Below are 24,118 nucleotides of genomic sequence, written 5' to 3' on the forward strand. Positions count from 1 at the left end.
TCTTCCTTTGTGTTGATAAGGGCAGATCGCCCCTGGATCTGGTGATGGGAGCAGGGTGGTTCAGTTGCGTTGCAGGTGGCGGCCGAGGCGCCACTCCAGCACACGAACGAAGCCGAGAAAGACCAGAGTTAGAGATCCGTAGACCACCGCCGTCAGTGTGTAGACGCTGAGGTATTCGAAGGTGATGGATCCGATCTCGGAGGCCTTGGACATCAGTTCCGGCACGGCGATGACGAACGCGAGTGCGCTGCCTTGGAACACGAGGACGGCGAGCCCGGCCAGCGGTGGGGTGGAGATCCGAAGTGCTTGCGGCAGGATGATCAGCCGGAACCCTGTCCAACCGTAGAGCCCGGAGGTGAGGGCCGCTTCTCTCTGCCCCAGTGGCACGGCGGCAAGTCCGGCCCGGAAGTACTCCGATGCGTAGGCACCGGTATTCCAGGTCAAAGCGATAATCGCGGTAGTCAGGGATGGCAGGGTGATGCCCGCGTCGGGGAGGCTGAAGTACAGCAGGTACAACAGCACAAGTGCCGGCAGGCCACGACCGATCTCCACGAAGAAGAATGAGATCCACTGCAGAGGCGCGAGTTTCGCCGCCGCCATCACTGCGAACAGCAGGCCGAGCGGGAATCCGAAGAGCAGCGACAGCCCGGTCAGCTGGAGGCTGATGAGCAGTCCTGGTGTAAGGCTTGGCAGCCATCCAAGCCACTGGGCCAGCAGATCCATCACGCCACCCCGATCTTCCTGCGCAGCGTGAGGTCGACCCGCCGGGAGACGATGGCGACTACAAGGCTGATCACGATGTAAAGCGCCCCGGCCACGATGAACGAGAGCAGACCTTCGTGCATGTGCTTCGCGCTTTGCTGGGCGTAGTAGGTGATCTCACGCACCCCAATGGTGGACGCCAGGGCGGAGTCCTTGAGGAGCCCGATGCCGTAGGTGGCCATCGCGGGCAGTGCGACCCGGAACGCTTGCGGGGTGATGATGTACCCAACTGTGGTGATCGGGCTCAGCCCGAGCGCGTGGGCGGCTTCGCGTTGGCCATCCGGGATGCTCAGCAATCCTGAGCGGTAGATCTCGGCCATGAACGCCGAGGCGATAATGGAAAAGCCGATGATCGCCGCCTGGATCGTCGACAGCCGCAGGGCATACTGGGGCAAACCGAAGTAGATCAGGAACAGCCATGTGATCGGCGGGATGACCCGCACGATGCTGATGTATAGGGTGGCGATGGCCCGCACGATCGCGATTGGTGAACGCGCGGCCGCGACGAGCACCAGACCGATGAGGCCTCCGAACAGGAGCGAAGCGCCTGTTACGTACAGGGTGAGTCCGACGCCCTGGGAGATCGAAGTCAGAAGTTGCGTGATCATCGCCGTGTCACCTGTCCAGAACGGCCTTGAGGAACTGCCGGGTGCGTTCGTTCTGCGGTTCCGACATCACCTGCTCGCTCGGGCCGATCTCCAGGACGCCGCCGTTGCCCATGACCATGATGCGATCGGAGACGTCACGCGCGAAGTGCATCTCGTGGGTGACGACGATCATGGTCATCCCCTCGCCGGCGAGATCGCGCATGACTGCCAGGACCTCGAGGCCGATCTCGGGGTCAAGCGCGGACGTCGGCTCGTCGAAGAGCATGACCTTTGGAGAGAGCGCCAAGGCTCGCGCGATGGCGATGCGCTGCTGCTGCCCGCCCGAGAGGCGGGCGGGATAGGCCTTGGCCTTGTCGGGAAGCCCGACGCGCTTGAGCAGCCTCTCCGCGACCTCCTGCGCCTGCTCCTTGCTCGTCCCCAGCACCTTCCGCTGCGGCAGCGTGATGTTCTCCATCACCGTGAGGTGGGGGAACAGGTTGAAGCTCTGGAAGACCATCCCGGTCACGCGCCGGAGGTGGTTGAGGCTCGCCCTGTCCGGCAGTTTCCCGCCCGCAACAACGTGGGCTCCACCGATTGAGATTTCGCCCTCGGTGGGAGTCTCCAAGTAGTTCAAACACCGCAGGAAGGTGCTCTTGCCCGCCCCCGACGGACCGATGATCGAAACCACCTCACCCGATTTCATCGTCAGATTCACATCTGACAACACCCGGGCGGCGCCGTAACTCTTGCCAAGGCCCGAGACCATAACCTCACCTGAAAGCGCGATTGGCCGAGCCTTTGTGCTGAAATTCAAGCCCATTCTCGTTTCCTTCGGATAGCGGACCGTTCGGTCCTGGCGTCGCTACCGCGCCTTTCGCAAACCAGCGATGACCGGGCAAGACTGCGGCTCGCCGGAGTCGGCTGATATTCCACGACGTCGTGTTTCGCCTCCGGCGCCCCATGCCCGGCACTCGCCTGACTGACTCAGTGGAGCGCCTTCGCCACCACTGTCCCACGCGTCCTCCAAGTTGTCTAGAGTCTTCATGAAAATAAGATGACTTCGCAGAAGCCAATCATCCGGTCGGTATGCGATCGGCGAGCTGAAGCCGCCGCATACTCGCGCATCCATGGTGTTTCAGGCGGAGATACCGAGGTTTACCCAAGCAACGATTTCATGACCCTGTTGTAGGACAACCAAGAATCGACACAGACCACAACCCTAGATTCGAGCGACGCTCAGTGGTACGGTGCGGACATGACTGATACCCCCGCGGCCGACCGCGGCACCATCCTTGTCCTGAACGGCCCCAACCTGAACCTGCTGGGCATCAGCGAACCCGAAAGGTACGGCACGTCGACCTTGGCCGACATCGAACAACTCGCCACGGATGCGGCCGCGGCACACGGCTTCGCGGTGGCCTGTGTGCAGTCCAATCACGAGGGCGCGCTCTTGGACGCGATCCATGCGGCCCGCGGCACCGCCGCCGCAATCGTCATCAACGCTGGCGCCTACACGCACAACTCCGTGGCGCTTCGCGATGCCCTTGCCGCCTTTGGACGCCCCGTTGTCGAGGTGCACATCAGCAACGTGCACAAGCTCGAAGAGTTCCGGCATCATTCCCAGCTTTCCCCCGTCTGCACCGCGGTGATCATGGGGGCAGGGATCCAGGGCTACAAGCTCGCGATCGATTTCCTGGCCGGCGCAGTTTCCTAGCCGAGGGGCCCCTTGCATCGGCGGAGTTCCCTTCATGAGCAGCATTCCAACCACGCAGTACTCGACGGTGAACAAAGGAGTCGCGAATGAAAGACGTTGCGGTTATCGGAGCCGGTTTGGCCGGTTTGTCAGCTGCTTGGCGGATGCGCCACTGGGACTCCGTGATTCTCGAGTCAGATGCCCGGGTCGGTGGACGCATCCATTCCGAGCGACGCGGACGGTACTGGTTGAATTGGGGCGGGCACGTCTACGCTGGCCCTGGCAGCTCTACCGATCATCTGCTCAACGAGGTCGGGGTGACCGCGGTTGAGGTCCCGGGGTCGCTGGGCGCTATCTCGATGAATGGCAAGTTCATCAGCGATTCCTTCTTCGCGTCCTACCCGTTCCGGCTGCCGATGTCGATGAAGGCACGCGCAGCAACGGTGACCATGGGCATGAAGATCATGTCATCTCTGCTGCTCAAGTATGTGCCGATGGTGCGCATTCGGCCCGGAGAGTCCGGGGCCTCGCGCCAGCAACGGATTTACGACTTCGACAACGACCGCACCTTCCGTGATTTCATCGGCTACGGCTTGCCCGAGGACGCCGAAGCACTGTTCACCACCACGGTGGTGCGCGCGACCGGGGCGATGGATGAGATCGCTTCGGGATTCGGCATCGGCTACTTCAACCTGGTGCTGGGACTCGGCCAAGGACTCAACCGCGGCATCGTTGGCGGCCCCTCCACCCTCACCGGCTCGATCGCAGCTGCTCTGGGGGACCGGATCGAGCTCGGCGCCGACGTGCAGGAGGTCGTCCAGAAAAAGGGCTCGGTCCTCGTACGGTACCGTCAGGGAGGCGTCGACAAAGAGGTGGAAGCCCGCACGGCCATCCTCGCGACGACTTCGAGCGTGGCGAAGAAGGTCGGCGTGAACCTGCCAGCAGACTTGCGCGATGCCCTCGGGCAGATCAAGTATGGCCCGCATGTCGTGACGGCATTCCTGACCAACGAGACGGGGCCGCAGAAGTGGGACAACGTCTACGCCATTGCGGCGCCGAAGAAGTCGTTCGCGATCGCAACCAACCAGGCAAGCATCGTCCGGGGCACGGAGAAAGAGCGCCAGCCCGGGGGCAGCTTCATGGTCTTCTCCCCCGGCCCTCTGGGCACAGCTCTCCTAGACAAGAGCGAGGAGGAGATCGGCGAGACCCATCTGAGGGACCTGGATGACATCCTCGGGGGGAAGATCGCGGACCACGTCGTGGAAACGAAGACGATCAAACTCGTGGAAGGTTCGCCCTACTGCTTCCCCGGCCGCGGCAAGATCCAGCCCACCCTGCTGCGCGGGGCGGACCGGGTATTCCTCGCTGGCGACTACCTCGGCACGCTGTACACGGAGACCTCCATTACTTCCGGATTCCAGGCGGCCCAGGAGGCTGCGAGCCTGCTCCAGACCGACCGGGACGTCGCTCTACGCTCCGTCAGCATCCTCAGCGCTCCCGCGGCGCCGGAGCCCGATGAAACGAAAGGCAGCGGGGCCGCGTCCATCCGCTGACCCAGATCCCCGCCCTGCCACCGGTTTGCCGATTGCATTCGGCCCTACGTTCCCGAACCCGTTCCCCGGTGCAGCGAATCCCCCGGCGGCCTTCCTCGCCCCGGGCTCCGGAAAGTCACCGAGGAACACCCAGAGCCACCGTTCTCTGTCTACCACGGCAGTCACTGCCTAACCGTCAAGAACGTGGAAGGTTCCCTCTGTGTGGCTTTCGGTCCCGGCCTCGAGATGCTGAACATTGCCGCCGTCGGCAAGATCAATCAGCCGGTCATTTCCGACGCCTGAGGCGGTCAACTGCGTGATGGCTTGGGATGGCAAAGCTCACCGATTCCTCCATTTGGACCTTCGCCTTCCGGGCCGGGAATCGAGAAAAGCATCCGGCTTCCCCGAGCCAAACCCCTGTCGTCGTTGTTAAAGGAGCAATGAACATGAGCACTCGAGCCGAGTCCTACTTGGTGGGTGTGATCGGAGAGGGAGTCATTCCCTCGCTCTCGCCGGCCATGCACGAGCGCGAGGCCGACCAGCAAGGTCTGCGTTACCTCTACCGCCCCATCGACCTGCTGGAACTCGCGCTGCCAGGTGCCGCCGTCGGCGATCTCCTGATTGCGGGGTACCGCATGGGTTTCAACGCTCTGGCAATCACGCATCCCTGCAAGCGGCTGGTGCTGCCCTATCTGGACGAAGTCTCCGACGACGCCCGACGATTTGGGGCAGTAAACCTCGTGCTGATCAGGGATGGCCGATTCATCGGTCACAACACGGACTTTTCCGGCTTCGCCACGGCTCTGGCCGAGGGCCTCCCGGGGGCTTCCCCGGAACGCGTGGTGCAGCTAGGCGCTGGCGGTGCCGGGTCAGCCGTCGCATACGCGCTGCTGTCAACGGGCGTCCAGACCCTGGACCTGGTCGGCAGGAACCCTTCCCGCTGCTCCGAACTTGCTGCAAGGCTTTCCGAATTCTTCCCGGATGCCACTATTACTGCCCGCCCGAAGGCGGAACTGCCGCAGCTCATGAGACTGGCCTCCGGCCTTGTGAACTGCACCCCAGTGGGTATGGCAGCGCATCCGGGCATCCCGCTGGACATGGCGCTGGTTGATAGCCGTCATTGGGTAGCAGACATCGTCTATCGGCCGATTGAAACGCTGCTGGTCCGTGGGGCCCGCGCCAAGGGCTGCCGGGTGCTGGACGGCGGGCGTATGGCCGTGCGCCAGGCCGCCGACGCGTTCAGCATCATCACCGGTCGCCGTGCCGACGCGACCCGGATGCGGGAGCACTTCCGTGAGCTGATCGCCGCCGAGGAAAAGCTTCGCGTCTGATCGCGACTAATCGCTGGCCATCTGCCTCCCTCAGGGACAGGATGTACGTCGGGCCTTGCCCCATGAAAATGCGACACGCGGTTTTGATGGTTGGTTGTGCCGCTTGTTGGAGCTCACGGTCGGGGTCCTGTTGGTCGGGGACCATGCCCCACCCGATGCCGGCACGGATGGCCTCGACGTGCTGCGCCGGATCGGGCATGTAATGGCGGTGCGGCGGGGCCGAGCGCGGGGCGATCTTCGACAGCGACGTGGGGCGGCATTGGTCGAGACGGTCGAAGACGACGACCGGAGCGAGCGAGAGCGCGCTCGTCGTGGCCCGTCGGGGAGCCACCGCTCCACGAACTCCCCAGTCGCCTTGGCTCGATAGACCATCGTCCCGAGCTGGCGGAGGCTGCAGCCTGGAGCAGCCCGAGGGTCGGGGGTGATGGCAGCTGCGGCCTGGCCCGACCGGAGCAGCTCGGTGACGTCCTGCCCGCCCGCGCACTACTTCCAGCGCGATGCGGCCGTGGCAGGAGATCTCTCGGAGCGCCGACGGAAGCCAGGTCGCGATCGAATCCGGGTCGGCCACGACAGTCAAAGGCAAGGACGCGCCCTCCCCTGATCCGGCCGCTGGCTCCCGCAGGGTCAGGAGCCCCTCGTCTGCAAGGTGGAGCAGCTGACGCGCCGAAGGCAGCAGCCGCTCCCCCGACCGCGTCGGGCGCACCGGCTTGTTCCTGTGCACGAGAACGCATCCGAGCGACCGCTCGAGGGCCTTGATCCGCTGGCTGGTGGCCGAAGGAGTCACCCGCAGCTCGCCCGCCGCGGCATCGAAGGTCTCGCAGTCAACGACTGTGACGAGCGCTCGGAGCTGATCCAGTTCCATCGCAGGCCAAAGTCAGCCGGGTCCGCGGTCGGTCGCGGCGCCGCCTTCGCCAAGCGTCGCATCGGGGTTCTTGCGATGGACGCTCTTGGAACTGATGACCCACACGATGAACAGCACCTTCAGCACGAATGCCGAGTCGTTCCCGGTGAGCAATCGTCGGGATGTCCTACTCTGTGTGGGTCGCCGACCCCCATCGAGCAGAGTCGGCGACACCGAGGCCCATGTTCGAATCCTTCCGTGTTAATTTTTCCGGGGCGCCCCTGGATGGAATCTCTTGGGAGCGGCCCTCGAACAGCAGCAGATGCACTGCGCTTCAGAGAGGCCTTGCCCCGCCGTGACCGCCTACCTTCACGTGATCCAAAGCGTCGATCACAGCGTTGGCGACCGCAGCGTCGGTCGCCCCTACGCCGGTGAGATCGGCAATCGTCAGAGCGTTCGGGTCCCTGCCGCTCGGTCCGAGACCGTCTCGGAGCACAAATCCAAGCGGGACGTCGGCCGTTCCCGGGATAAAGCCTTCCCGGACTGCGATACCGAAGTCACTGTATTCCAGGCATTGCTCGTGGTCATCAGTCACCACTTCCGTGGCCCGCGCGAACAACTCAGAAGGCAGCTCCATTTTGCCAGGCATGTCCGCGCCCAATGCGGTAACGTGCCGCACCTGTTGGAATGCGGCTGAAGGAGCGAGTGGGGCCGTCGAGGCGGTTGCAGTGATAATGCAATCCTGCTGCATGACATCTTCAAGGTCAGAAGCGCGCGCGTCGATCCCGGCCGCACACAGATCAGCCGAGAGTTTCTGAGCTGCGTTTGCACGCCGGCCCCATACTTTCACGCTGCCCAGGGGTCTCAGCTTGTCGAGCCACTCGATCTGGAGACGGGCTTGGAGTCCCGTCCCGAGAATGCCAACTTCGGTGATTTCGGGTGGGGCAAGTGTGTGTGTGGCCAACGCACCCACCGCAGCCGTCCGCCAGGCCGTAATCCACCCTTCGTCCGCCAGGACCGAATGCGGTTCGCCGGTTTCCGCGCTGAAAGTGAGGATGACCCCGTTGTTGGATGGCAGCCCGAGTTTCTCGTTGGCTGGGAAGCCGCTGGCTATTTTCACTGTCGCGTACCGGGAGCCGTGGACGTGGCCTGCTTTTACGTGGCAGTCTCCTCCCACGGCCTCAAATTTCAAGTGGGTGGCGGGCGGAACCAGAGTGCGGGCTTCGGCATGGGCTATCAGAGATTCCCGTACTGCTGCAAAGACCAGTGCGGGGGTGGCGGCAGCCCGGATCTCATCAAGTCCGATGATTGCCAGGCTCATGAGCGCCCCTCCAACCATTCCGCCCAAACTCCGAGCGCCTCATCGGCCCCCAGGCGCCCGACGCCGACCCGGAACCGGTCTTCGGGCGTGGTCGTGAGATCAGATTTGTAGATGCTGGCGGGAAGCAGCAAGATTCCGGCCTGTTCAACAAGCCTTGCGCACATCGCCTCGACCCCGTCAGATCCTAGATAGCGCGGAAATGCCACGCAACCTCCCTGTGGCTCTGTCCACTCGAAGAGGTGCGGGTACTGGCTGAAGAAGTCGGTGAAGATCGGCAGGTTGTCCGCGATGATCTTCCGGTTCTTCGACTGAAGCCGTTCACCTGCCCGCAAGGCGATCAAGCCCAGTACTTCGCTCGGGGCTGAGTTGCAGATAGACGTGTAGTGCTTGGCACGTTCGAGCCGGTCGAGAACCGACCTGTCTCTGCAGGCGATCCAGCCGACCCGCAACCCCGGAAGCCCATAGGACTTGGAAAGAACATTTAGAGACAGGGCTTTGGAGGACATATCGGCTGCCTGCGGCAGTTTCCTGCCTGACTCGAGTTCGAGCCCTCTGTAGACCTCATCGCTGAAGAGGTAGATGTCCCTCTCATCGCATAAGGCGACCAATGCTCGCCATGTTGCCTGGTCTGGAAGTGCGCCGGTCGGGTTGTTGGGAAAGTTGACCGAAACGATCCGAGTGTTGGGGCGAAGGGCAGCAGTTATCGCCTCGATGTCCAGCGCCCAGTACTCCTCAGCGGAAAGTGGAACACCAGTGACATCGCAGATGGAGAGCGGAATCGTTTCTGCTGCCTGATAGTTTGGGGTAACGACCACTGCATGGTCCCCGGCGTTGAGCAGCACCTTCATCGCCAGATAGAGACCCTCTTCTGCGCCGGCGAAGCAGATAACGTCGTGAGGCGAAACGTTCTCGTACGTCGCTGCAATGCTTTCTCGGAGAGCTAGAAGTCCATAGCTTTCCGTATAGCTCAGTTGCAGATTGTCCCAGCGGTGACGGCTGTCTTCATCGGCGAGGTCAAGCAGGTCCTTCACCGATACGGACTGCGCATCGGATGCAGTGAGATGGTATTTGGCTGCAAATTCCCACTTCCCAAGGTAGGCCTCGAGGCGGAAATCAGGGAGCATTGTCATCAGTTGTCACGTCTCCTCTTCGCACGTCGGCGAGTAAGTTGTAGATCGAAGAACGCGAGACTTGTAAGGTCTGCGCTACGATCGGGATCGATCGCTGGCGTCCGAAAACGCCTGCTCCGTCCATTTTGGCGACCAACTTGCACTTATCCGCCCGCGTGAATCGGTGGATGGGTTTGCCGGTCTCCCGCACGTATGAACCCACGAGCTCGTTGACTCTCTCGATCCAGTCGTGCTCGAAAAGCTGGTGGGGTTGAGCTTGAATTGGCGTGGCAAAGCCAGCAAGCAATCGAGAGGCCTCCTGAAAGGCGCTGCGGTCAACATTGATGCACAGCAACGCTTCGATGGCTCCCTCGCTGCCGCGAAGGACCGCGGTAACGCTGCTGAACTGTCGTCCGTCTGCCAGCGACTTCGGGTAGGGGCCGAACACATCGTCATCCGTTTCGAACAGTTCTCCCAATTCGACCAGCAGTGATTCGTCTCCGGCCTTCCTGCCCGAAATTGGGTTCCATATGGCCAGAATTCGGTCCGTTACTGGGTCATGGAGAACGACTTCCGCATGAGGGGCCATTAGGCGTGCCACTGCATCGCATGCGGATGACCAGCGTCGGACAAGTTCCTGTTCGGACTCCACGAATGGAGCGTATGTCCAAAATAGACAGATTGTCCAGAGGTGAGCCGGTTGTGTCGACCTTCGCCGAAACCCTCGATCGGGTGGCCTCTGGCCTCGAAGCCACTTTCGCCGCCCTCATGGGTGTGCGCCGGAGACCGCCGTTGGGGGTCGAGGTCTGGGCGACGCAGGCGGGGAGCTGGGCCTTTCCTCTGGGTGCGATCGTCACACGCGGTTCCTCAGTGGAACCTTGGAAGTGGAAGCTGGTTCCCGGTGACCGGTACGACTCGCCGGGGAACCCGGGGGTCGCCGGCATCGATCCACAACGTGCTTGCTGGTGAACCTAGGATCCTCGGTGACCGTGAGGGCATCACCCTGCGTTCCCGTGAGTCCACGCAGCCCCCACTGGGGGATGCTCACTCGCATGACCCGGGTATCGGCGAGGAGACCGTGTTCATCATCGCCGCCTCTGTGCCTCGGGGCCGGCGGCTGAGATTCGCCATTCCCAGACCCCGTTCGTCGGGCGCAGTCCAACAGCTATTTGAATGAGCGGATTGCGCGTGACGTGCCCAGCGCGCCGCCGCCGTCGTGAAGGCCTTACCTTCTTCGACGACCCGGACGCATGTCGACATCAGCGTCAACGACATCCCCCAGCCCACCGCCTCGCCGAGCGCGGCTGGTAGAGGTGCGTAGGCACCGTTGCACGTGCTAAGACGACGTCATCCGGCTTGGGCACCCTTGGTGGTGTCTCTGAAGCGCATAACAATCAACTCGCATAATTCCAATGTTGCAGGGGCTCGATCAGATGCGCGTTTCACCAAGCACTCAAGACGTGCCAAATCGAAGGACTCTCGGAGCTCGTAAGCTTTGACCGAGGCCTTGGTGCGCACCGCGCTGCTCGGGATCAGGGCTACCCCGAGTCCGCCTGCCACGAGGTCTAACATCAATGCGTAATTGTCTGCGCGGGCAACGATGTCGGGCGTGAAGCCTGCCCGGGATGCCGCCAATTCTGTAATCGCTTGGAATCCCTTGTCCGGGCGGCCGCTGATCCAAGGCGCGTCTGCGAAGTCGGACAACGACGCTGTTCCGGAGGGGGTTGAGAATCTCGCTGGAACCGCGAGGATGAAAGGATCCTGCCCGAGCTCGACGACCTCGAGCCCGTTCATCTCGGGCACCTTCAGCCCCAGATAACTGTTGACGAGCGCGATATCCGCGGCCCCCTCGGCGACTGCCATGAGGCCAGTCTCCGGTTCCATTTCATCGAACATCACGCGGACCTGCGGGCGCCTACGCAGGAAAGTGGCAATCGCAGGAATGACGAAACGCGCGGCGCCCGTTTGATACGCGGCGACCCGCACGCGTCCGCCCGACAGGCCAGCGATTTCCTTGACTGCCCGCTCCGCGGCCTCAGCCTGGGCGATGAGACTACGACCGTGTTCGGCGAGCTCCATTCCGGCCACAGTCAAGCGCACACTGCGCGCGCTGCGCTCCAAGAGAGCTGTTCCGAGTTCCGCCTCGAGCTTCGACAGCTGCTCGGATGCTGAGGACGCTGTGCAACCGGCCTCGACGGCGGCCGCCGAGATGGATCCCAGTCGTGCCACTCCGACCAGGAGAGTAAGCCGACGAAAATCTAGCATCGGAAAATCCGTCATGCTCCTTCGGTAGATGAGGGTTGTACCCAGCCTATAGGCCCCGTTTCATGGAATCCAACGAATCAACACACCTTGACGTCACCCGCATTGCTGATGGACCAAGAGTTGGTCGTTCCAGATCGTGCCAGGCCTGGATACGTGAACTCAGCACGGCCAGGGGCCCGCAAGGCATCACCAACCACATGGAGATTTCATGACCGACCGACAGATCCTGGGCCAGCGTGAAGAAGACGGTCTTCCCCGCTATGCCGGAATCGCGACCTTTGCTCTCCTTCCGAGGATGGAAGACGTGGAGCATGCCGATGTCGCCGTGGTCGGTATCCCCTTCGACTCAGGAACGAGCTTCCGGCCCGGGGCGCGCTTCGGCCCCTCCTACATCCGCGAACACTCCCGCCAGCTTCACCCGTACCACCAGATCCACGACGCCTTCCCGTTCAGGAATCAACAGATCGTCGACGCCGGCGACTTCGGCGTCGGTCCGTATGGAATCGAAGCATCGGTGGAGACGATTCATGCCAAGGCAAACCGGCTGACCGCCCAGGGCACCAGAATTCTGGCACTTGGCGGCGACCACACCATTGCCCTTCCCTTGATCAGAGCAGCCGCCGACGTGCACGGCCCTCTGGCTGTCCTCCACTTCGATGCCCACCTGGACACTTGGGACGTACTTCACGGATCCTCCATCTGGCACGGATCTCCCTTCCGCCGCGCCGCCGGGGAAGGCCTGCTGGACCTGGACCACTGCCAGCATGTCGGAATCCGCGGCGGGATCTACGATCCCAGCGAACTCGAAGACGACAAGCGCGCCGGATTCCAGATCATCCGTGCTGAAGAGTTCCAAGAACGCACGATGCAAGAGATTGCCGAGCAAATCCTTCAGCGCCTCGGCACCGGCCCCGTCTACATCTCCATCGACATTGATGTCCTGGACCCCGCGCAGGCGCCGGCAACCGGGACGCCAGAGGTCGGCGGCATCAACACCCGGGAATTCTTCTCGGTACTCCGCCGGCTGAAGGGACTCAACATCGTCGGCGGAGACGTGGTGGAAGTCGCTCCCGCCTACGATCACGCAGGAGTCACCGGCCTCGCCGCAGCACATACAGCCTGGGAACTCCTCACCCTCATGGGTCTCACTGCCGAAGAAGCGCCGGCATTCCGGAGCTGACCCGAACCAATCCGATTGGCGCCGCCCCGAACAGGAAGAACCCATCGGCTGCAGAGCAGCGGAAACCTCTATCGCCCTTATCCAGACGCACATCTCCGGGCCGCGTTGGCGCAGCCTCCCACCCATCCCCAACTCAACCTAGGACAACGATGACCTTCACCATGAAGACTGCCGCGAAGAGTGCCGCGCTCCTCGCCGTCGCCGCCCTCGCTCTGACCGCATGCACCAACGCGTCCGAGACGGGCGGCGTCGCCCAGCCGAGCGGATCCGCGGCCGCGAGCTTCGACCCGAGTTCGGTGCACAAAGACGATTCGCTCGCTTCGCAGGTCCCAGCCGCGATCAAGTCGAAGGGCACGCTCGTGATCGGCTCCGACACGACCTACGCGCCCGCCGAATTCCTCGGCGGCTCGGACAACCACACCCCTATGGGATACGACGTCGACCTCGCCAAGGCGATCGGCGCGACCCTCGGGCTCAAGACCGAGGTCCAGACGGGCGACTTCACGGGCATCCTCCCCGCCCTCGGCCCGAAGTACGACCTCGGCATCAGCTCCTACAGCATCACCAAGGAGCGCCTCGGTGCCGTGAACTTCGTAAGCTACCTGAGCGCAGGCACCACCTGGGCGGTGCCGAAGGGCAACCCGAAGAACTTCTCGCTCGACGACGTGTGCGGCAAATCTGTCGGGGTCGAGACCGGAACCATCCAGGAGGACCCGGACCTCAAGGACCGCAACGACAGGTGCGTCAAGGCGGGCAAGAAGCCGATCGACATCGTGACGCTCAAGAGCCAGACCGATATCAACACCCGCCTCGTGAACGGGAGCCTTGACGCGATGGTGGCCGATTCGGCCCTCATCGGCTACGCCGTCCAGCAGACCAACGGCGCCGCACAGAAGATCGGCGACACGTACAATTCCGCGCCTGTGGGCATCGCGATCGCAAAGAACGACACCGCCTTCGCCGACCTCATCCAAAAGGTGATGACTAAGCTCATTGCCGACGGCACATACAAGAAGATCCTCGATAGCTGGAGTGTCGCCGACAGCGCCGTCTCCAAGTCCGAGGTCAACCCTTCGGTTGCGTCATGAGCGTCGTCGCTCCTCGCCGCAACGAGAACATTGGAGCCACCGCCAACGGCACGCCGGAACTGATCAAGGCGGTTCCGGTGCGCCACCCCGGCCGATGGGTCGCAGCCGCCGTCATTCTCATCCTCGTGGCTCTGGCCATCCAGAGCCTCGCCACGAACCCCCGCTTCGGCTGGGGCACCGTCGCGCTGTACATCGTGGACGTCAACGTGGTCCGCGGCGTCGGCTGGACCCTGCTCCTGACGGTTCTGTCGATGCTCTTGGCGATCATCCTCGCGATCGTGCTGGCCTTCGCGCGCCAGTCCGACAACCCGATCCTGCGCTGGTCGTCCTGGTTCTTCGTCTGGTTCTTCCGGGGTACCCCCGTCTACACCCAGCTGATCTTCTGGGGTCTCGTCTCGGTGCTGTACCCGAGGATATCGCTCGGTGTGCCGTTCGGCCCCGAGCTCTTCCATTTCACGACCCAAGACCTGCTCAGCGCTTTCTGGGCCGCGGTATTGGGCTTGGGCCTGAACGAGGCTGCATACCTGGCTGAGATCTTCCGCGCCGGCCTGAAGTCCGTGGACAAGGGCCAGATCGAGGCCGCTGAAGCCGTCGGCATGCGCGGCATCAAGATCATGTGGCGCATCGTGCTTCCCCAAGCCATGCGAGTCATCGTGCCCCCGACCGGCAACGAGACGATCGGCATGCTCAAGACCACCTCCTTGGTCCTGGCCGTGCCGTTCACCCTGGACCTGACATTCGTTACCAACGTTCTGGCCAACCGCACCTACCAGCCGATCCCGCTGCTGATCGTCGCGGCCACCTGGTACCTGCTGGTCACGAGCATCCTGATGGTCGGCCAGCACTACATCGAGAAGTACTACGGCAAGGGCGTGGACAACCTCTCCCCCGCCCCGATCAACGCCGCCGCAGCCAAAGCCGCCGGAGCGGGTAACACAATCACGATGCCGGGCGGCCCGACCGGCGCCGGCGACACCTTCGAGGAGAGTGGCCGATGAGCGCCCCCGCCACCGTCGGGCACACCGCCCCCGCGCCGACCGCCAAGGAACTGGTCCGGATCGAGGGCGTCCACAAGTACTTCGGCGAGCACCACGTGCTGCGCGGCATCGACATGACCGTCCGTCAGGGCGAGGTGTCGGTGCTGATCGGCCCGTCGGGCTCCGGGAAGTCCACGCTCCTGCGCTGCGTCAACCATCTCGAGACGATCAGCGCCGGCCGCATCTGGGTCAACGACGAACTGATCGGCTACAGGGAGAAGGGCGGCAAGCTCCACGAGCTCCACACCAAGGAGATCGCGCAGCAGCGCCGCAACATCGGCATGGTGTTCCAGCGCTTCAACCTCTTCGGCCACAAGACCGCCGTCGAGAACGTCATGGAAGCTCCTGTCCAGGTCAAGGGCCACGACAGGGCTGCCGCGAAGAAGCGCGCCCTCGAGCTCCTCGACCGCGTGGGCCTCTCCGAGCGGGCCAACCACTACCCGGCCCAGCTCTCGGGCGGCCAGCAGCAGCGCGTCGCGATTGGCCGCGCCCTCGCGATGGACCCCGAGCTCATGCTCTTCGACGAGCCCACCTCGGCGCTCGACCCCGAGCTCGTGGGCGACGTGCTCAACGTCATGAAGGACCTCGCACGCTCCGGCATGACCATGGTCGTGGTGACCCACGAGATCGGCTTCGCCCGCGAGGTCGGGGACACCCTGACCTTCATGGACGGCGGCGTCGTGGTCGAGTCGGGCAACCCCCGCGAAGTCATCGCGAACCCGCAGCACCACAGGACCCAGAGCTTCTTGAGCAAGGTGCTCTGATCAGCGCATCAACTGCGGAGCAGCACAACCCGGCCGTGCTTCCACGGACTGGAGGCTATCGACGTGGATGATCACGGGGTCTGCGTTGCACGTTGCCGCGGGGCGGGAGGTCCGCCCCGCGGCTCGGGGTGTCCGTTAGACATGCGACGGGGAGCCTAGGTCCACGGGCTCCTCGTCCACGAAGTAGGCCTCCTCTTCGTGGGCGGCCATGTCGATGCCGCGGAGCTCGTCCGTGGCGTCGATCCGGAGCCCGACGAGGCGCTTGACGACGATGGCGATCACCCACGTGAGTGCGAAGGAGTAGGCGAGCACGGCCCCGACGGCGATGGCTTGGACACCGAGGAGCTGGAATCCGCCGCCATAGAAGAGCCCGTTCATCTTGTTGGGGGCCGCATCGGTCGCAAAGAGGCCGATCAGCAGGGTGCCGATAATCCCGCCGACGAGGTGGACGCCGACGACGTCAAGCGAATCGTCGAAGCCGAGGCGGTACTTCCATTCGATCGCCAAGGAACAGACGACTCCCGCGATAGCACCAATGGCGATGGCCCCAAGCGGGTTGACGGCTCCGCACGCGGGCGTGATGGCCACGAGGCCCGCGACGAGGCCCGAGGCCGCGCCGATGCTGCTCGATCGGCCGAGGCGAATCCGCTCGAGCGCGATCCACCCCAAGAGGCCCGCGGCGCCGGCAATGGCGGTGTTGAGGAAGACGACGGCGGCGCTGTTGCCGGCCGTCAGCGCAGAGCCTGCGTTGAACCCGAACCAGCCCGCCCAGAGCAGGCCTGCCCCCACGAGGACGAGCGGCCGGCTGTGCGGGCGGACGTGCTCGCTCTTCGGCCACCCGGCGCTGCGTCCGAGGACGAGCGAGAGGGCGAGGGCCGCGACGCCCGAGTTGATGTGGACGGCGGTTCCGCCGGCGAAGTCGATGGCCTTGATCCCGTTGAGGATCCAGCCGCCCACAACGGTTCCGTCCGCCGAACTCGCGGCGAAGACCCAGTGGGCGACAGGAAGGTAGACGAGGGTTGACCAAATACCGGCGAAGAGCATCCACGCGCCGAACTTCATGCGTCCCGCCGCGGCCCCGGCGATGATCGCCGTCGTGATGCCGGCGAAGAAGAGCTGGAAGGACGCGAAGATCGCGGGAGGGATGGGCGCCTTGGGATCTTCGGGCAGGATCTGGCTGAGGCCGAGGTACTGCGTGACGTCGCCGATCAGCCCGAGTCCTCCGACCGAGCTGCCGAAGACGGCCGAGTAGCCGAAGAGAGCCCAGATCACCGCGACGACGCTCACGCCGCCGAAGCACATCATCATCATGTTCAGAATGCGCCGCGAGCCGACCATGCCCCCGTAGAAGAGGGCGAGGGCGGGTATCAGCATGCAGACCAGCGCCGAGGCGGCGAGGATCCACGCGGTATGTCCAGTTTCCATGGGACTCCTATCTCAGGGTGGGTCGCAGAGGTGCGCGAAGGCGGTGTGGGGTGAGCTGCGCAGCCAATCCGTCGAGCACTGCGATGAAACAAAGATCACTCACAGTCAACGACTATGGGTTTCTCTCGCGTTAATTCCTTCTCCGCGGCGCACATCCGCGGCTCCCCGAGACCTTCGTGAGGGTGCGGAAACGCAGGATTTACGCGGCGACCATTGTCTTGACACCTCGCGCGTGGATAACTGGATTCAACACAGTTTCCTGACAGGGAACATTTCGGATAGATTGGATCCACGATGACAGCCCTCGCCCCAGATCCTTCAGTCCTCGACCTTCAGGAGGCCCGCAGCCCCCTGTCCGAGTTGGTCCGGGCCTACGGCACGAAGTTCATCCTCGCCACGTTCGTCGACATGAACGGCAAGCCCTGCGCCAAGCTCGTTCCGGTCTCTGCCCTCGCCGAGCTGGAGGCCGGCAAGCTCGGCTTCGCCGGTTACGCCGCAGGTCTCGTCGGGCAGAAGCCACAGGACGGCGACCTCTGCGCGGTACCGGACGCCGCAAGCTTCACTCCCCTCGACGCGGTCCGCCGGGGCCTGGCCCTCGTGCACTGCGACCCGTACGTCGATGGCAAGCCCTGGCCCTACGCCCCGCGCGTCATCCTCAAGAACGCCCTCGCCCGCCTCGCCGAGAAGGGCATGACGGCGAAAGCCGGCGCGGAGGTGGAGTACTTCCTCGTCACGAAGGGCGACGACGACTCGCTGGCTCCCGCCGACACAAAGGACGACGGCGCACACACGTGCTACGACGCCCGCGGCGTCACCCGCATGTACGAGCACCTCACCGAGGTCTCCGAGGCCATGAACGCGCTCGGCTGGGGCAACTACGCGAACGACCACGAGGACGGCGCCGGCCAGTTCGAGCAGAACTTCGACTACGCCGACGCCCTCGTCACCGCCGACCGCGTCGTCACGCTCCGTTACCTCCTGAACGTGCTCGCGGAACAGCGGGGCATGGTTGCCACGTTCATGCCCAAGCCCTTCACGAACCGCACCGGCAATGGCCTCCACTTCCACCTTTCCCTGTGGAACGACGGCGGCGAGGAGCTCTTCCCCACCGACTGGGATGACCGGCACGGGCTTGGCTTTTCCGACACCGCCTACGCGTTCGTCGCCGGAATCCTCGACCACGCCCCGGCGCTCCAGGCATTCCTCGCGCCGACGGTGAACTCGTACAAGCGCACTGGCGCCACGGCGACCGAATCCGGCGCGACGTGGTCCACCAACCGGGCCTCGTACGGCGGCAACGACCGAACGCACATGATCCGCGTCCCGGACCCGCACCGGATCGAGCTGCGCTCGGGCGACGGCTCTGCGAATCCGTACCTCGCCGTCGCCGCGGCGATCGCGGCCGGCCTCGACGGCATCGAGCGCGAGCTCGACCCGGGGGCGCCCTGCGGCCCCGGCGAGCGCCGACCCGACGCCAAGCCGCTCCCGCCCACGCTTCTGCATGCCGTCCAGGAACTCCGGAACGACCCGATCATGCTCTCCGCACTGTCCGGCTCGGCCGAGATCGGCAGCTACTACGCGGCTGCCAAGGAAGAGGAGTTCCTCGACTGGCACAGCCAGGTCACGTCCTGGGAGGTCAACCGCTACCTGACTGCGGTCTGACTGCTGGCTCCGATCCCACCCACCCCCACAGAAGAGGAACCACACCATGTGCGGAATCGCCGCCCTCCAGCTGCGCAACCCCGAACTGCGCTCGAGCATGGGCTCCCTGCTCACCACGATGCTGTGCGAGATCGTCGACCGCGGCCCTGACTCGGCTGGCCTCGCCGTCTACGACAACCCGGCTCTCACAGCGGAGGGCCGGTCAACGCTGAGCCTGCTCGGCGGCGACCTTGGCATTCGAGCGGACGACGTCGATGCCCTCCTGGGCGAGCTCGCCGCCGAAGGCTTGGCTGCAGAAGGCTTCGGTACAGAGATCAAGGTCGTGGGCGACACCACGTTCATCTCCGCGGAAGTCCCCGCCCAGGATCTAGCAGAGGCAGTAGCCAGGGCTTACCCGCAGGTCGTCGTCGCCGGCCGCGGCGAGCGCGTGGCGGTCATGAAGAGCGTCGGCCATCCGGTCGAGGTCACCGAGCGCCACGGCCTCAAGGCGATGCACGGAACGCAGGCTGTGAGCCACACCCGCATGGCCACGGAATCCGCCGTCACGGCCGGGGGTTCGCACCCGTTCTCGGTGGCCGACGACCTGTGCCTCGTCCACAACGGCTCGTTCTCCAACCACGCGTCCGTGCGTCGCGAGCTCAAGCGGCTGGGCGTGCACTTCGACTCCGAGAACGACACCGAGGTCGGGGCGCGCTACGTGGCCCACCGCCTCGAGCAGGGAGACGACCTCGAGACCGCGCTCGTGAACCTGGGCAAGGTCCTCGACGGTTTCTACACGCTCGTGGTCACCACGGCGGACAGCATGGCCGTGGTCCGCGACCCCATCGCGTGCAAGCCCGCGATCATCGCCCAGACCGAGGACTGGGTCGCCATGGCGTCCGAGTTCCGCGCCCTCGCGGAGCTGCCAGGCATCGAGAACGCCCGGATCTTCGAACCCGAGCCCGGCAAGGTCTACACCTGGTCGCTATGAACGTCCAGTCGCGCCCACTCACCCATCAGGAGCATCAATGACTATTACTATCGACCCGGTCCAGACCAAGACCGCGATCTTCGACCTGAAGACCGACAGCGTTCGTGACCTCAACCAAGTCCTCCACCACGCCGCGGACGGCGAGGCCTTCGCCGTCGACCATCCCGGCGGAAAGCACAGCATCGCCGTCGGCGTGAACGCCGAAGTCGACATCGAGATCAACGGCCACGTCGGCTACTACGCGGCCGGAATGAACCAAGGCGGGCGCATCACCATCAACGGCAACGCCGGGGTAGGCGTCGCCGAGAACATGATGTCCGGCACCGTCCACGTCACCGGCGACGCCTCGCAGTCCGCAGGCGCCACCGCGCACGGCGGACTGCTCGTCATCGACGGCAACGCCTCGGCCCGCTGCGGCATCTCGATGAAGGGCGTGGACATCGTCGTCGGCGGGAACATCGGGCACATGTCCGCCTTCATGGCCCAGGCCGGCAGGCTCGTGGTCTGCGGCGACGCGGGCGAAGCCCTCGGCGACTCGATCTACGAGGCCCGGATCTACGTCAAGGGCACGGTCGCCTCACTCGGCGCCGACTGCATCGCGAAGGACATGCGCCCCGAGCACCTCGCCGAGCTCGGCGAGCTGCTGCGCGCCGCGGGGCGCGACGACGACCCGGCGGACTTCACCCGCTACGGTTCGGCCCGAACCCTTTACAACTTCCACGTTGACAACTCGAGCGCTTACTAGGAGACGGCCATGACCCTCACTGCACCAGACCAGACCGCTGCCTCCCCCGCCCTCCCCGCCCTAGCAGAACTGGGCCTGCGCGAGTCCGCGACCTTCGACCGCGCCACGATCGCTGACATCCAGCGCGCCGCCGAGACCGGCATCTACGACATCCGCGGCTGGGGCGCCAAGCGCAAAGTCCCACACTTCGACGACCTGCTCTTCCTCGGCGCCTCGATGTCCCGCTACCCGCTCGAGGGCTACCGCGAAAAGTGCGGGACCGACGTCGTCCTCGGCGACCGCTACGCGTCCAAGCCGCTGCACCTCGACATCCCAGTCACCATCGCCGGCATGAGCTTCGGCGCTCTTTCCGCCAACGCCAAGGAGGCCCTGGGACGCGGGGCGAGCGCCGTGGGCACCTCCACGACGACGGGCGACGGCGGCATGACGCCTGAGGAGCGCGGCCAGTCCAAGCACCTCGTGTACCAGTACCTCCCGTCGCGCTACGGCATGAACCCTGAAGACCTGCGCAAGGCCGACGCGATAGAGGTCGTGCTCGGCCAGGGCGCGAAGCCCGGCGGCGGGGGGATGCTCCTCGGCCAGAAGATCACCGAGCGCGTCGCTGGGATGCGCACACTCCCGATCGGGATCGACCAGCGCTCGGCCTGCCGGCACCCCGACTGGACCGGGCCCGATGACCTCGAGATCAAGATCGGCGAACTGCGCGAGATCACGGACTGGGAGAAGCCGATCTACGTCAAGGTCGGAGCCTCGCGCCCGTACTACGACACGGCGCTCGCAGTGAAGTCTGGCGCCGACGTCGTCGTGCTGGACGGCATGCAGGGCGGGACCGCCGCGACGCAGCAGGTCTTCATCGAGAACGTCGGCATCCCAACGCTCGCCGCGATCCCCCAAGCCGTGCAGGCACTCCAGGAGCTCGGGATGCACCGCAAGGTCCAGCTCATCGTCTCCGGCGGCATCCGCACGGGCGCCGACGTCGCCAAGGCCATGGCCCTGGGCGCCGACGCCGTCGCAATCGGCACCGCCGCGCTCATCGCGCTCGGCGACAACAACCCCCGCTACGCGGCCGAGTACGCCAAGCTCGGCTCCGCGGCCGGCTACTACGACGACTTCCAGGACGGCCGCGACCCTGCCGGGATCAGCACCCAGGACCCTGAGCTCTCGGCCCGGCTGGACCCCGTCGCAGGCGGCCATCGCATCGCGAACTACCTCCGCGTCCTCACGATGGAGGCCCAGACGATCGCCCGGGCGTGCGGCAAGGCGCACCTGCACAACCTCGAGCCCGAGGACCTCGTCGCGCTCACCATCGAGTCCGCGGCGATGGCCCGCGTCCCGTTGGCCGGCACCTCGTGGATTCCCGGCGTCGCGGGAGCGGGGCTCTGATGGCGGACTCCTTCGACTACGTCGTGGTCGGCGCGGGCCTCGCCGGCGCCGCCACGGCGTGGCGGCTCGCAGAGCGCGGGCACCAGGTCGCCGTCGTCGAACGCTCTGAACCGGCCAACCATGAAGGCAGCTCCCACGGCTCGGCCCGGATCTTCCGGTTCGCCTATGCGGAAACGGCGTACGCGGCCCTCGTGAAGGAATCGCTCGCGGGCTGGAAGGAGCTCGGCCGGCTCGCGAGGCACTCCCTCATCACGCCCACGGGCTGCGTGGACTACGGCCAAGTCCGGAAGCCGCGCGAACTGGCCGAAGTGCTTGCGAGCGTTGGTGTGGCCCACGAGGTGCTCTCGCCCGAGGAGGCCCGCTCCCGCTGGCCGCAGTTCGCGTTCGACACCGTGGTGCTCTGGCATTCGGGCGCAGGAGTCATCGACGCCCAGGAGACGGTGCACACGATGGTGCGTGCCGCCGTCGGACTCGGGGCGCGCGTCTACGAGGACTGGGCGCTGGCCGCGGCCCGCCGCTCGGGCGCGGGCTACCTGCTGACGAACGAGCGCGGCGAGGAGCTCCGCGCGGGGCGCGTTGTGATCGCGGCGGGCGGCTGGCTCCCCCGACTCTTAGGCGGCCTCGACCTGCCGTCGGCGTTCCTCGCCTCCCTGCCCGCCTTCACGGTCATGCAGGAGACGGCGTTCCACTTCCCGTACCGCGAGCAGCCCGACCCGGGCACGTTCTGGCCCGCGTTCATCCACAAGCGTCACGGCATCCAGACCTACGGCCTCCCCGGCCGCCGCGACGCGGACTACCGCGGGCAGAAGCTCGCCGAGTTCAATGGCGGCAGGGCGATCGCGGATGCCTCCGCCCAGGACGGGCTGATCGACCCAGCACACCGCGAGCGCATCGTCGAGTACGTCAAGCAGTACGTCCCCGGCCTGCTCCCGGAGCCCTACGCCGAGACGACGTGCCTGTTCACCAACACGCCCGACGAGGAGTTTGTCATCGACTCCGCGGACGGAGTCACGGTCCTCTCCCCCTGCAGCGGCCACGGTGCGAAGTTCGCCCCGCTGCTGGGCGAGCTTGCGGTGGACCTTGCCACGGGGGCGCGGGAGGTGCCCCTGCGGTTCCGCCCGTCCTTGGCGGGCGCAGGGAGGCAGGCGTGAGCGCGACGACGTCCGCCCGGCATCGGACGACGGCGGCCGGTCCCGAGGGCGCGAGCGTCGCCGGGCTCCTGGGCGAGATCGCGGACATCGGTCGGGACGGCGCCCGGGGAGGCTACAGCAGGCCAGTCTTTTCGACCGCTGAACTGGACCTTCGCCAGTGGTTCATCGCCCAAGCCGCCCGCCGCGGTCTAGACGTCGAGACGGACCGCAATGGCATCCTGTGGGCGTGGTGGGATAGGCCCGGCTCAGTGCGGCAGGACGCCGTCGTCACCGGAAGCCATCTGGATTCCGTCCCCGGCGGTGGCGCGTTCGACGGCCCGCTCGGCGTCGCCTCGGCGCTCGTCGCCGTCGACCGTCTCCGTGAGCGCGGCCTCACTCCCGCCAAGCCACTCGCCCTCGCTGTCTTCCCCGAGGAGGAGGGTTCACGCTTCGGTGTCGCGTGCCTCGGCTCGCGGCTGCTCACTGACGCGATCGACCCGGACAGGGCGCGGACTCTGCGCGATCCCCATGGTGACACCTTCGCCGAGGTCGCGGCCAGGGCGGGCCTTGATCCCCGCTTCATCGGGCCGGATCCGGAGGCCCTCGGCAGGATCGGCTCATTCGTCGAACTGCACGTCGAACAGGGGCGCGGGCTCATCGACCTCGGTCGGCCCGTCGCGATCGGCTCGACGATCCTCGGTCACGGACGGTGGAGGATCTCCGTCATCGGCCAAGGGAACCACGCCGGAACCACCCTCATGGAGGACCGCCACGACCCGCTCATCGCCGCGGCGGCGATTGTCCAAGCCGTACGGCACGCCGCCCTTCAGCACCCAGGCGCGCGGGCCACTGTCGGCCGGATCGTGCCCGTGCCAGGCGGCACGAACGTCATCGCGTCGTCGGTGAACCTGTGGCTTGACGTCCGGCACGCCGACGATGCGGTGACGGCTGCCGTGGTCGAACGCATCCATGCCGACGCGCGGCAAGCCGCCGCCGTCGAAGCCTGCTCCGTGGAATTGCGAGAGGAATCGCTGAGCCCCACGGTCCATTTCGACCCCGCGCTCAGGCATCGGCTTGGGGAGCTCCTGCCGGACGCGCCGGTCCTGCCCACAGGCGCAGGCCACGACGCCGGCGTGCTCGCCGCCGCGCTGCCCACGGCGATGCTCTTCGTCCGCAACCCCACCGGCGTCTCCCACTCGCCCGAAGAGCACGTGGAGGACGACGACGCCGAGGCCGGTGCGCTTGCCCTCGCCGACGTCCTCGAAGGCCTTGCAGGGCGCGCATGACAGCTGC

The 24,118-nt window shown here is 65.3% G+C and carries 22 protein-coding genes; 13 read left to right on the forward strand and 9 right to left on the reverse strand.

What is annotated here, in order from left to right:
* Positions 1–60 precede the first annotated feature (60 nt).
* From ACLN58_RS00515 to ACLN58_RS00525, 3 genes are read right to left on the reverse strand one after another with little or no spacing between them, the layout of a single operon-like run.
* Positions 61–723: an amino acid ABC transporter permease gene (locus tag ACLN58_RS00515; protein WP_415853348.1), complete on the reverse strand. Its 663-nt coding sequence runs from the start codon at positions 721–723 to the stop codon at positions 61–63.
* Positions 723–1,370, reverse strand: a complete 648-nt coding sequence (locus ACLN58_RS00520; RefSeq protein ID WP_415853315.1) for an amino acid ABC transporter permease — start codon at positions 1,368–1,370, stop codon at positions 723–725. The genes ACLN58_RS00515 and ACLN58_RS00520 overlap by 1 nt, the downstream gene beginning before the upstream one ends.
* 7 nt (positions 1,371–1,377) lie before the next feature.
* A complete protein-coding gene (locus tag ACLN58_RS00525; protein WP_415853316.1) occupies positions 1,378–2,169 on the reverse strand; it encodes an amino acid ABC transporter ATP-binding protein in 792 nt (263 codons plus the stop codon).
* 435 nt (positions 2,170–2,604) lie between these two features.
* Between ACLN58_RS00525 and aroQ the strand changes: the two genes are divergently transcribed.
* From aroQ to ACLN58_RS00540, 3 genes are all read left to right on the forward strand, one after another.
* Positions 2,605–3,063 carry a type II 3-dehydroquinate dehydratase gene (gene aroQ, locus ACLN58_RS00530; protein WP_415853317.1) on the forward strand — a complete coding sequence of 153 codons (459 nt, stop codon included), beginning with the start codon at positions 2,605–2,607 and terminating at the stop codon, positions 3,061–3,063.
* An 86-nt stretch (positions 3,064–3,149) separates the two neighbouring features.
* Positions 3,150–4,595: a flavin monoamine oxidase family protein gene (locus tag ACLN58_RS00535; protein WP_415853318.1), complete on the forward strand. Its 1,446-nt coding sequence runs from the start codon at positions 3,150–3,152 to the stop codon at positions 4,593–4,595.
* 425 nt (positions 4,596–5,020) lie between these two features.
* On the forward strand, positions 5,021–5,905 hold the full coding sequence (locus ACLN58_RS00540) for a shikimate dehydrogenase (protein WP_415853319.1): 885 nt from the start codon (positions 5,021–5,023) through the stop codon (positions 5,903–5,905).
* Here ACLN58_RS00540 and ACLN58_RS00545 read toward each other — a convergent pair.
* The 5 genes from ACLN58_RS00545 to ACLN58_RS00565 form a co-directional block, all read right to left on the reverse strand.
* A complete protein-coding gene (locus ACLN58_RS00545) occupies positions 5,823–6,767 on the reverse strand; it encodes a LysR family transcriptional regulator (protein ID WP_415853320.1) in 945 nt (314 codons plus the stop codon). The two genes, ACLN58_RS00540 and ACLN58_RS00545, sit on opposite strands and share 83 nt — an antisense overlap.
* A gap of 313 nt (positions 6,768–7,080) precedes the next feature.
* Positions 7,081–8,067, reverse strand: a complete 987-nt coding sequence (locus ACLN58_RS00550) for an ornithine cyclodeaminase family protein (protein ID WP_415853321.1) — start codon at positions 8,065–8,067, stop codon at positions 7,081–7,083.
* Positions 8,064–9,197 (reverse strand): aminotransferase class I/II-fold pyridoxal phosphate-dependent enzyme, encoded by a 1,134-nt coding sequence (locus tag ACLN58_RS00555; protein WP_415853322.1) that lies wholly within the window; start codon positions 9,195–9,197, stop codon positions 8,064–8,066. Before ACLN58_RS00555 ends, ACLN58_RS00550 begins: the two co-directional genes overlap by 4 nt.
* The gene (locus tag ACLN58_RS00560; RefSeq protein WP_415853323.1) at positions 9,181–9,828 is read right to left on the reverse strand and encodes a helix-turn-helix transcriptional regulator; all 648 of its coding nucleotides are present in this window, start codon (positions 9,826–9,828) and stop codon (positions 9,181–9,183) included. Before ACLN58_RS00560 ends, ACLN58_RS00555 begins: the two co-directional genes overlap by 17 nt.
* A gap of 695 nt (positions 9,829–10,523) precedes the next feature.
* Complete coding sequence (locus tag ACLN58_RS00565) at positions 10,524–11,456, reverse strand: LysR family transcriptional regulator (RefSeq protein WP_415853324.1); 933 nt, start codon at positions 11,454–11,456, stop codon at positions 10,524–10,526.
* 193 nt (positions 11,457–11,649) lie between these two features.
* Here ACLN58_RS00565 and speB point away from each other — a divergent pair, with 193 nt between their 5' ends.
* From speB to ACLN58_RS00585, 4 genes are all read left to right on the forward strand, one after another.
* Positions 11,650–12,621: an agmatinase gene (speB, locus tag ACLN58_RS00570; RefSeq protein ID WP_415853325.1), complete on the forward strand. Its 972-nt coding sequence runs from the start codon at positions 11,650–11,652 to the stop codon at positions 12,619–12,621.
* 149 nt (positions 12,622–12,770) lie between these two features.
* Positions 12,771–13,709, forward strand: coding sequence for an ABC transporter substrate-binding protein (locus ACLN58_RS00575; RefSeq protein ID WP_415853326.1), 939 nt, complete (start codon positions 12,771–12,773; stop codon positions 13,707–13,709).
* The gene (locus ACLN58_RS00580; RefSeq protein WP_415853327.1) at positions 13,706–14,707 is read left to right on the forward strand and encodes an amino acid ABC transporter permease; all 1,002 of its coding nucleotides are present in this window, start codon (positions 13,706–13,708) and stop codon (positions 14,705–14,707) included. Before ACLN58_RS00575 ends, ACLN58_RS00580 begins: the two co-directional genes overlap by 4 nt.
* On the forward strand, positions 14,704–15,510 hold the full coding sequence (locus tag ACLN58_RS00585; RefSeq protein ID WP_415853328.1) for an amino acid ABC transporter ATP-binding protein: 807 nt from the start codon (positions 14,704–14,706) through the stop codon (positions 15,508–15,510). Before ACLN58_RS00580 ends, ACLN58_RS00585 begins: the two co-directional genes overlap by 4 nt.
* Positions 15,511–15,645: 135 nt before the next feature.
* On the opposite strand, the gene ACLN58_RS00590 is transcribed toward ACLN58_RS00585, so the two are convergent.
* Positions 15,646–16,935 (reverse strand): ammonium transporter, encoded by a 1,290-nt coding sequence (locus ACLN58_RS00590; RefSeq protein ID WP_415853329.1) that lies wholly within the window; start codon positions 16,933–16,935, stop codon positions 15,646–15,648.
* Between the two features lie 294 nt (positions 16,936–17,229).
* Here ACLN58_RS00590 and glnT point away from each other — a divergent pair, with 294 nt between their 5' ends.
* Genes glnT through ACLN58_RS00620 form a run of 6 tightly spaced genes read left to right on the forward strand, consistent with a single transcriptional unit; the run spans position 17,230 to position 24,111 of the window.
* Positions 17,230–18,597 carry a type III glutamate--ammonia ligase gene (gene glnT / locus ACLN58_RS00595; protein WP_415853330.1) on the forward strand — a complete coding sequence of 456 codons (1,368 nt, stop codon included), beginning with the start codon at positions 17,230–17,232 and terminating at the stop codon, positions 18,595–18,597.
* 46 nt (positions 18,598–18,643) lie between these two features.
* Positions 18,644–19,567: a glutamine amidotransferase gene (locus ACLN58_RS00600; RefSeq protein ID WP_415853331.1), complete on the forward strand. Its 924-nt coding sequence runs from the start codon at positions 18,644–18,646 to the stop codon at positions 19,565–19,567.
* Positions 19,568–19,604: 37 nt separating this feature from the next.
* Positions 19,605–20,312, forward strand: coding sequence for a protein glxC (locus ACLN58_RS00605; RefSeq protein WP_415853332.1), 708 nt, complete (start codon positions 19,605–19,607; stop codon positions 20,310–20,312).
* Between the two features lie 9 nt (positions 20,313–20,321).
* Entirely contained in the window at positions 20,322–21,695 is a 1,374-nt protein-coding gene (locus tag ACLN58_RS00610; RefSeq protein WP_415853333.1) for an FMN-binding glutamate synthase family protein, read from the forward strand.
* Positions 21,695–22,846 carry an FAD-dependent oxidoreductase gene (locus ACLN58_RS00615; RefSeq protein ID WP_415853334.1) on the forward strand — a complete coding sequence of 384 codons (1,152 nt, stop codon included), beginning with the start codon at positions 21,695–21,697 and terminating at the stop codon, positions 22,844–22,846. Before ACLN58_RS00610 ends, ACLN58_RS00615 begins: the two co-directional genes overlap by 1 nt.
* Positions 22,843–24,111, forward strand: coding sequence for an allantoate amidohydrolase (locus tag ACLN58_RS00620; RefSeq protein ID WP_415853335.1), 1,269 nt, complete (start codon positions 22,843–22,845; stop codon positions 24,109–24,111). Before ACLN58_RS00615 ends, ACLN58_RS00620 begins: the two co-directional genes overlap by 4 nt.
* The last annotated feature ends 7 nt before the right edge of the window (positions 24,112–24,118 follow it).

It is taken from the genome of Sinomonas sp. G460-2, from assembly GCF_047759905.1.
GTDB lineage: Bacteria > Actinomycetota > Actinomycetes > Actinomycetales > Micrococcaceae > Sinomonas.

Excerpts from the sequence above, each read along its gene's own strand:
- ACLN58_RS00515 (WP_415853348.1), bottom strand. The coding sequence starts at position 723 with ATGGATCTGCTGGCCCAGTGGCTTGGATGGCTGCCAAGCCTTACACCA.
- ACLN58_RS00520 (WP_415853315.1), bottom strand. The coding sequence starts at position 1,370 with ATGATCACGCAACTTCTGACTTCGATCTCCCAGGGCGTCGGACTCACC.
- ACLN58_RS00525 (WP_415853316.1), bottom strand. The coding sequence starts at position 2,169 with ATGGGCTTGAATTTCAGCACAAAGGCTCGGCCAATCGCGCTTTCAGGT.
- aroQ (WP_415853317.1), top strand. The coding sequence starts at position 2,605 with ATGACTGATACCCCCGCGGCCGACCGCGGCACCATCCTTGTCCTGAAC.
- ACLN58_RS00535 (WP_415853318.1), top strand. The coding sequence starts at position 3,150 with ATGAAAGACGTTGCGGTTATCGGAGCCGGTTTGGCCGGTTTGTCAGCT.
- ACLN58_RS00540 (WP_415853319.1), top strand. The coding sequence starts at position 5,021 with ATGAGCACTCGAGCCGAGTCCTACTTGGTGGGTGTGATCGGAGAGGGA.
- ACLN58_RS00545 (WP_415853320.1), bottom strand. The coding sequence starts at position 6,767 with ATGGAACTGGATCAGCTCCGAGCGCTCGTCACAGTCGTTGACTGCGAG.
- ACLN58_RS00550 (WP_415853321.1), bottom strand. The coding sequence starts at position 8,067 with ATGAGCCTGGCAATCATCGGACTTGATGAGATCCGGGCTGCCGCCACC.
- ACLN58_RS00555 (WP_415853322.1), bottom strand. The coding sequence starts at position 9,197 with ATGACAATGCTCCCTGATTTCCGCCTCGAGGCCTACCTTGGGAAGTGG.
- ACLN58_RS00565 (WP_415853324.1), bottom strand. The coding sequence starts at position 11,456 with ATGACGGATTTTCCGATGCTAGATTTTCGTCGGCTTACTCTCCTGGTC.
- speB (WP_415853325.1), top strand. The coding sequence starts at position 11,650 with ATGACCGACCGACAGATCCTGGGCCAGCGTGAAGAAGACGGTCTTCCC.
- ACLN58_RS00575 (WP_415853326.1), top strand. The coding sequence starts at position 12,771 with ATGACCTTCACCATGAAGACTGCCGCGAAGAGTGCCGCGCTCCTCGCC.
- ACLN58_RS00580 (WP_415853327.1), top strand. The coding sequence starts at position 13,706 with ATGAGCGTCGTCGCTCCTCGCCGCAACGAGAACATTGGAGCCACCGCC.
- ACLN58_RS00585 (WP_415853328.1), top strand. The coding sequence starts at position 14,704 with ATGAGCGCCCCCGCCACCGTCGGGCACACCGCCCCCGCGCCGACCGCC.
- ACLN58_RS00590 (WP_415853329.1), bottom strand. The coding sequence starts at position 16,935 with ATGGAAACTGGACATACCGCGTGGATCCTCGCCGCCTCGGCGCTGGTC.
- glnT (WP_415853330.1), top strand. The coding sequence starts at position 17,230 with ATGACAGCCCTCGCCCCAGATCCTTCAGTCCTCGACCTTCAGGAGGCC.
- ACLN58_RS00600 (WP_415853331.1), top strand. The coding sequence starts at position 18,644 with ATGTGCGGAATCGCCGCCCTCCAGCTGCGCAACCCCGAACTGCGCTCG.
- ACLN58_RS00605 (WP_415853332.1), top strand. The coding sequence starts at position 19,605 with ATGACTATTACTATCGACCCGGTCCAGACCAAGACCGCGATCTTCGAC.
- ACLN58_RS00610 (WP_415853333.1), top strand. The coding sequence starts at position 20,322 with ATGACCCTCACTGCACCAGACCAGACCGCTGCCTCCCCCGCCCTCCCC.
- ACLN58_RS00615 (WP_415853334.1), top strand. The coding sequence starts at position 21,695 with ATGGCGGACTCCTTCGACTACGTCGTGGTCGGCGCGGGCCTCGCCGGC.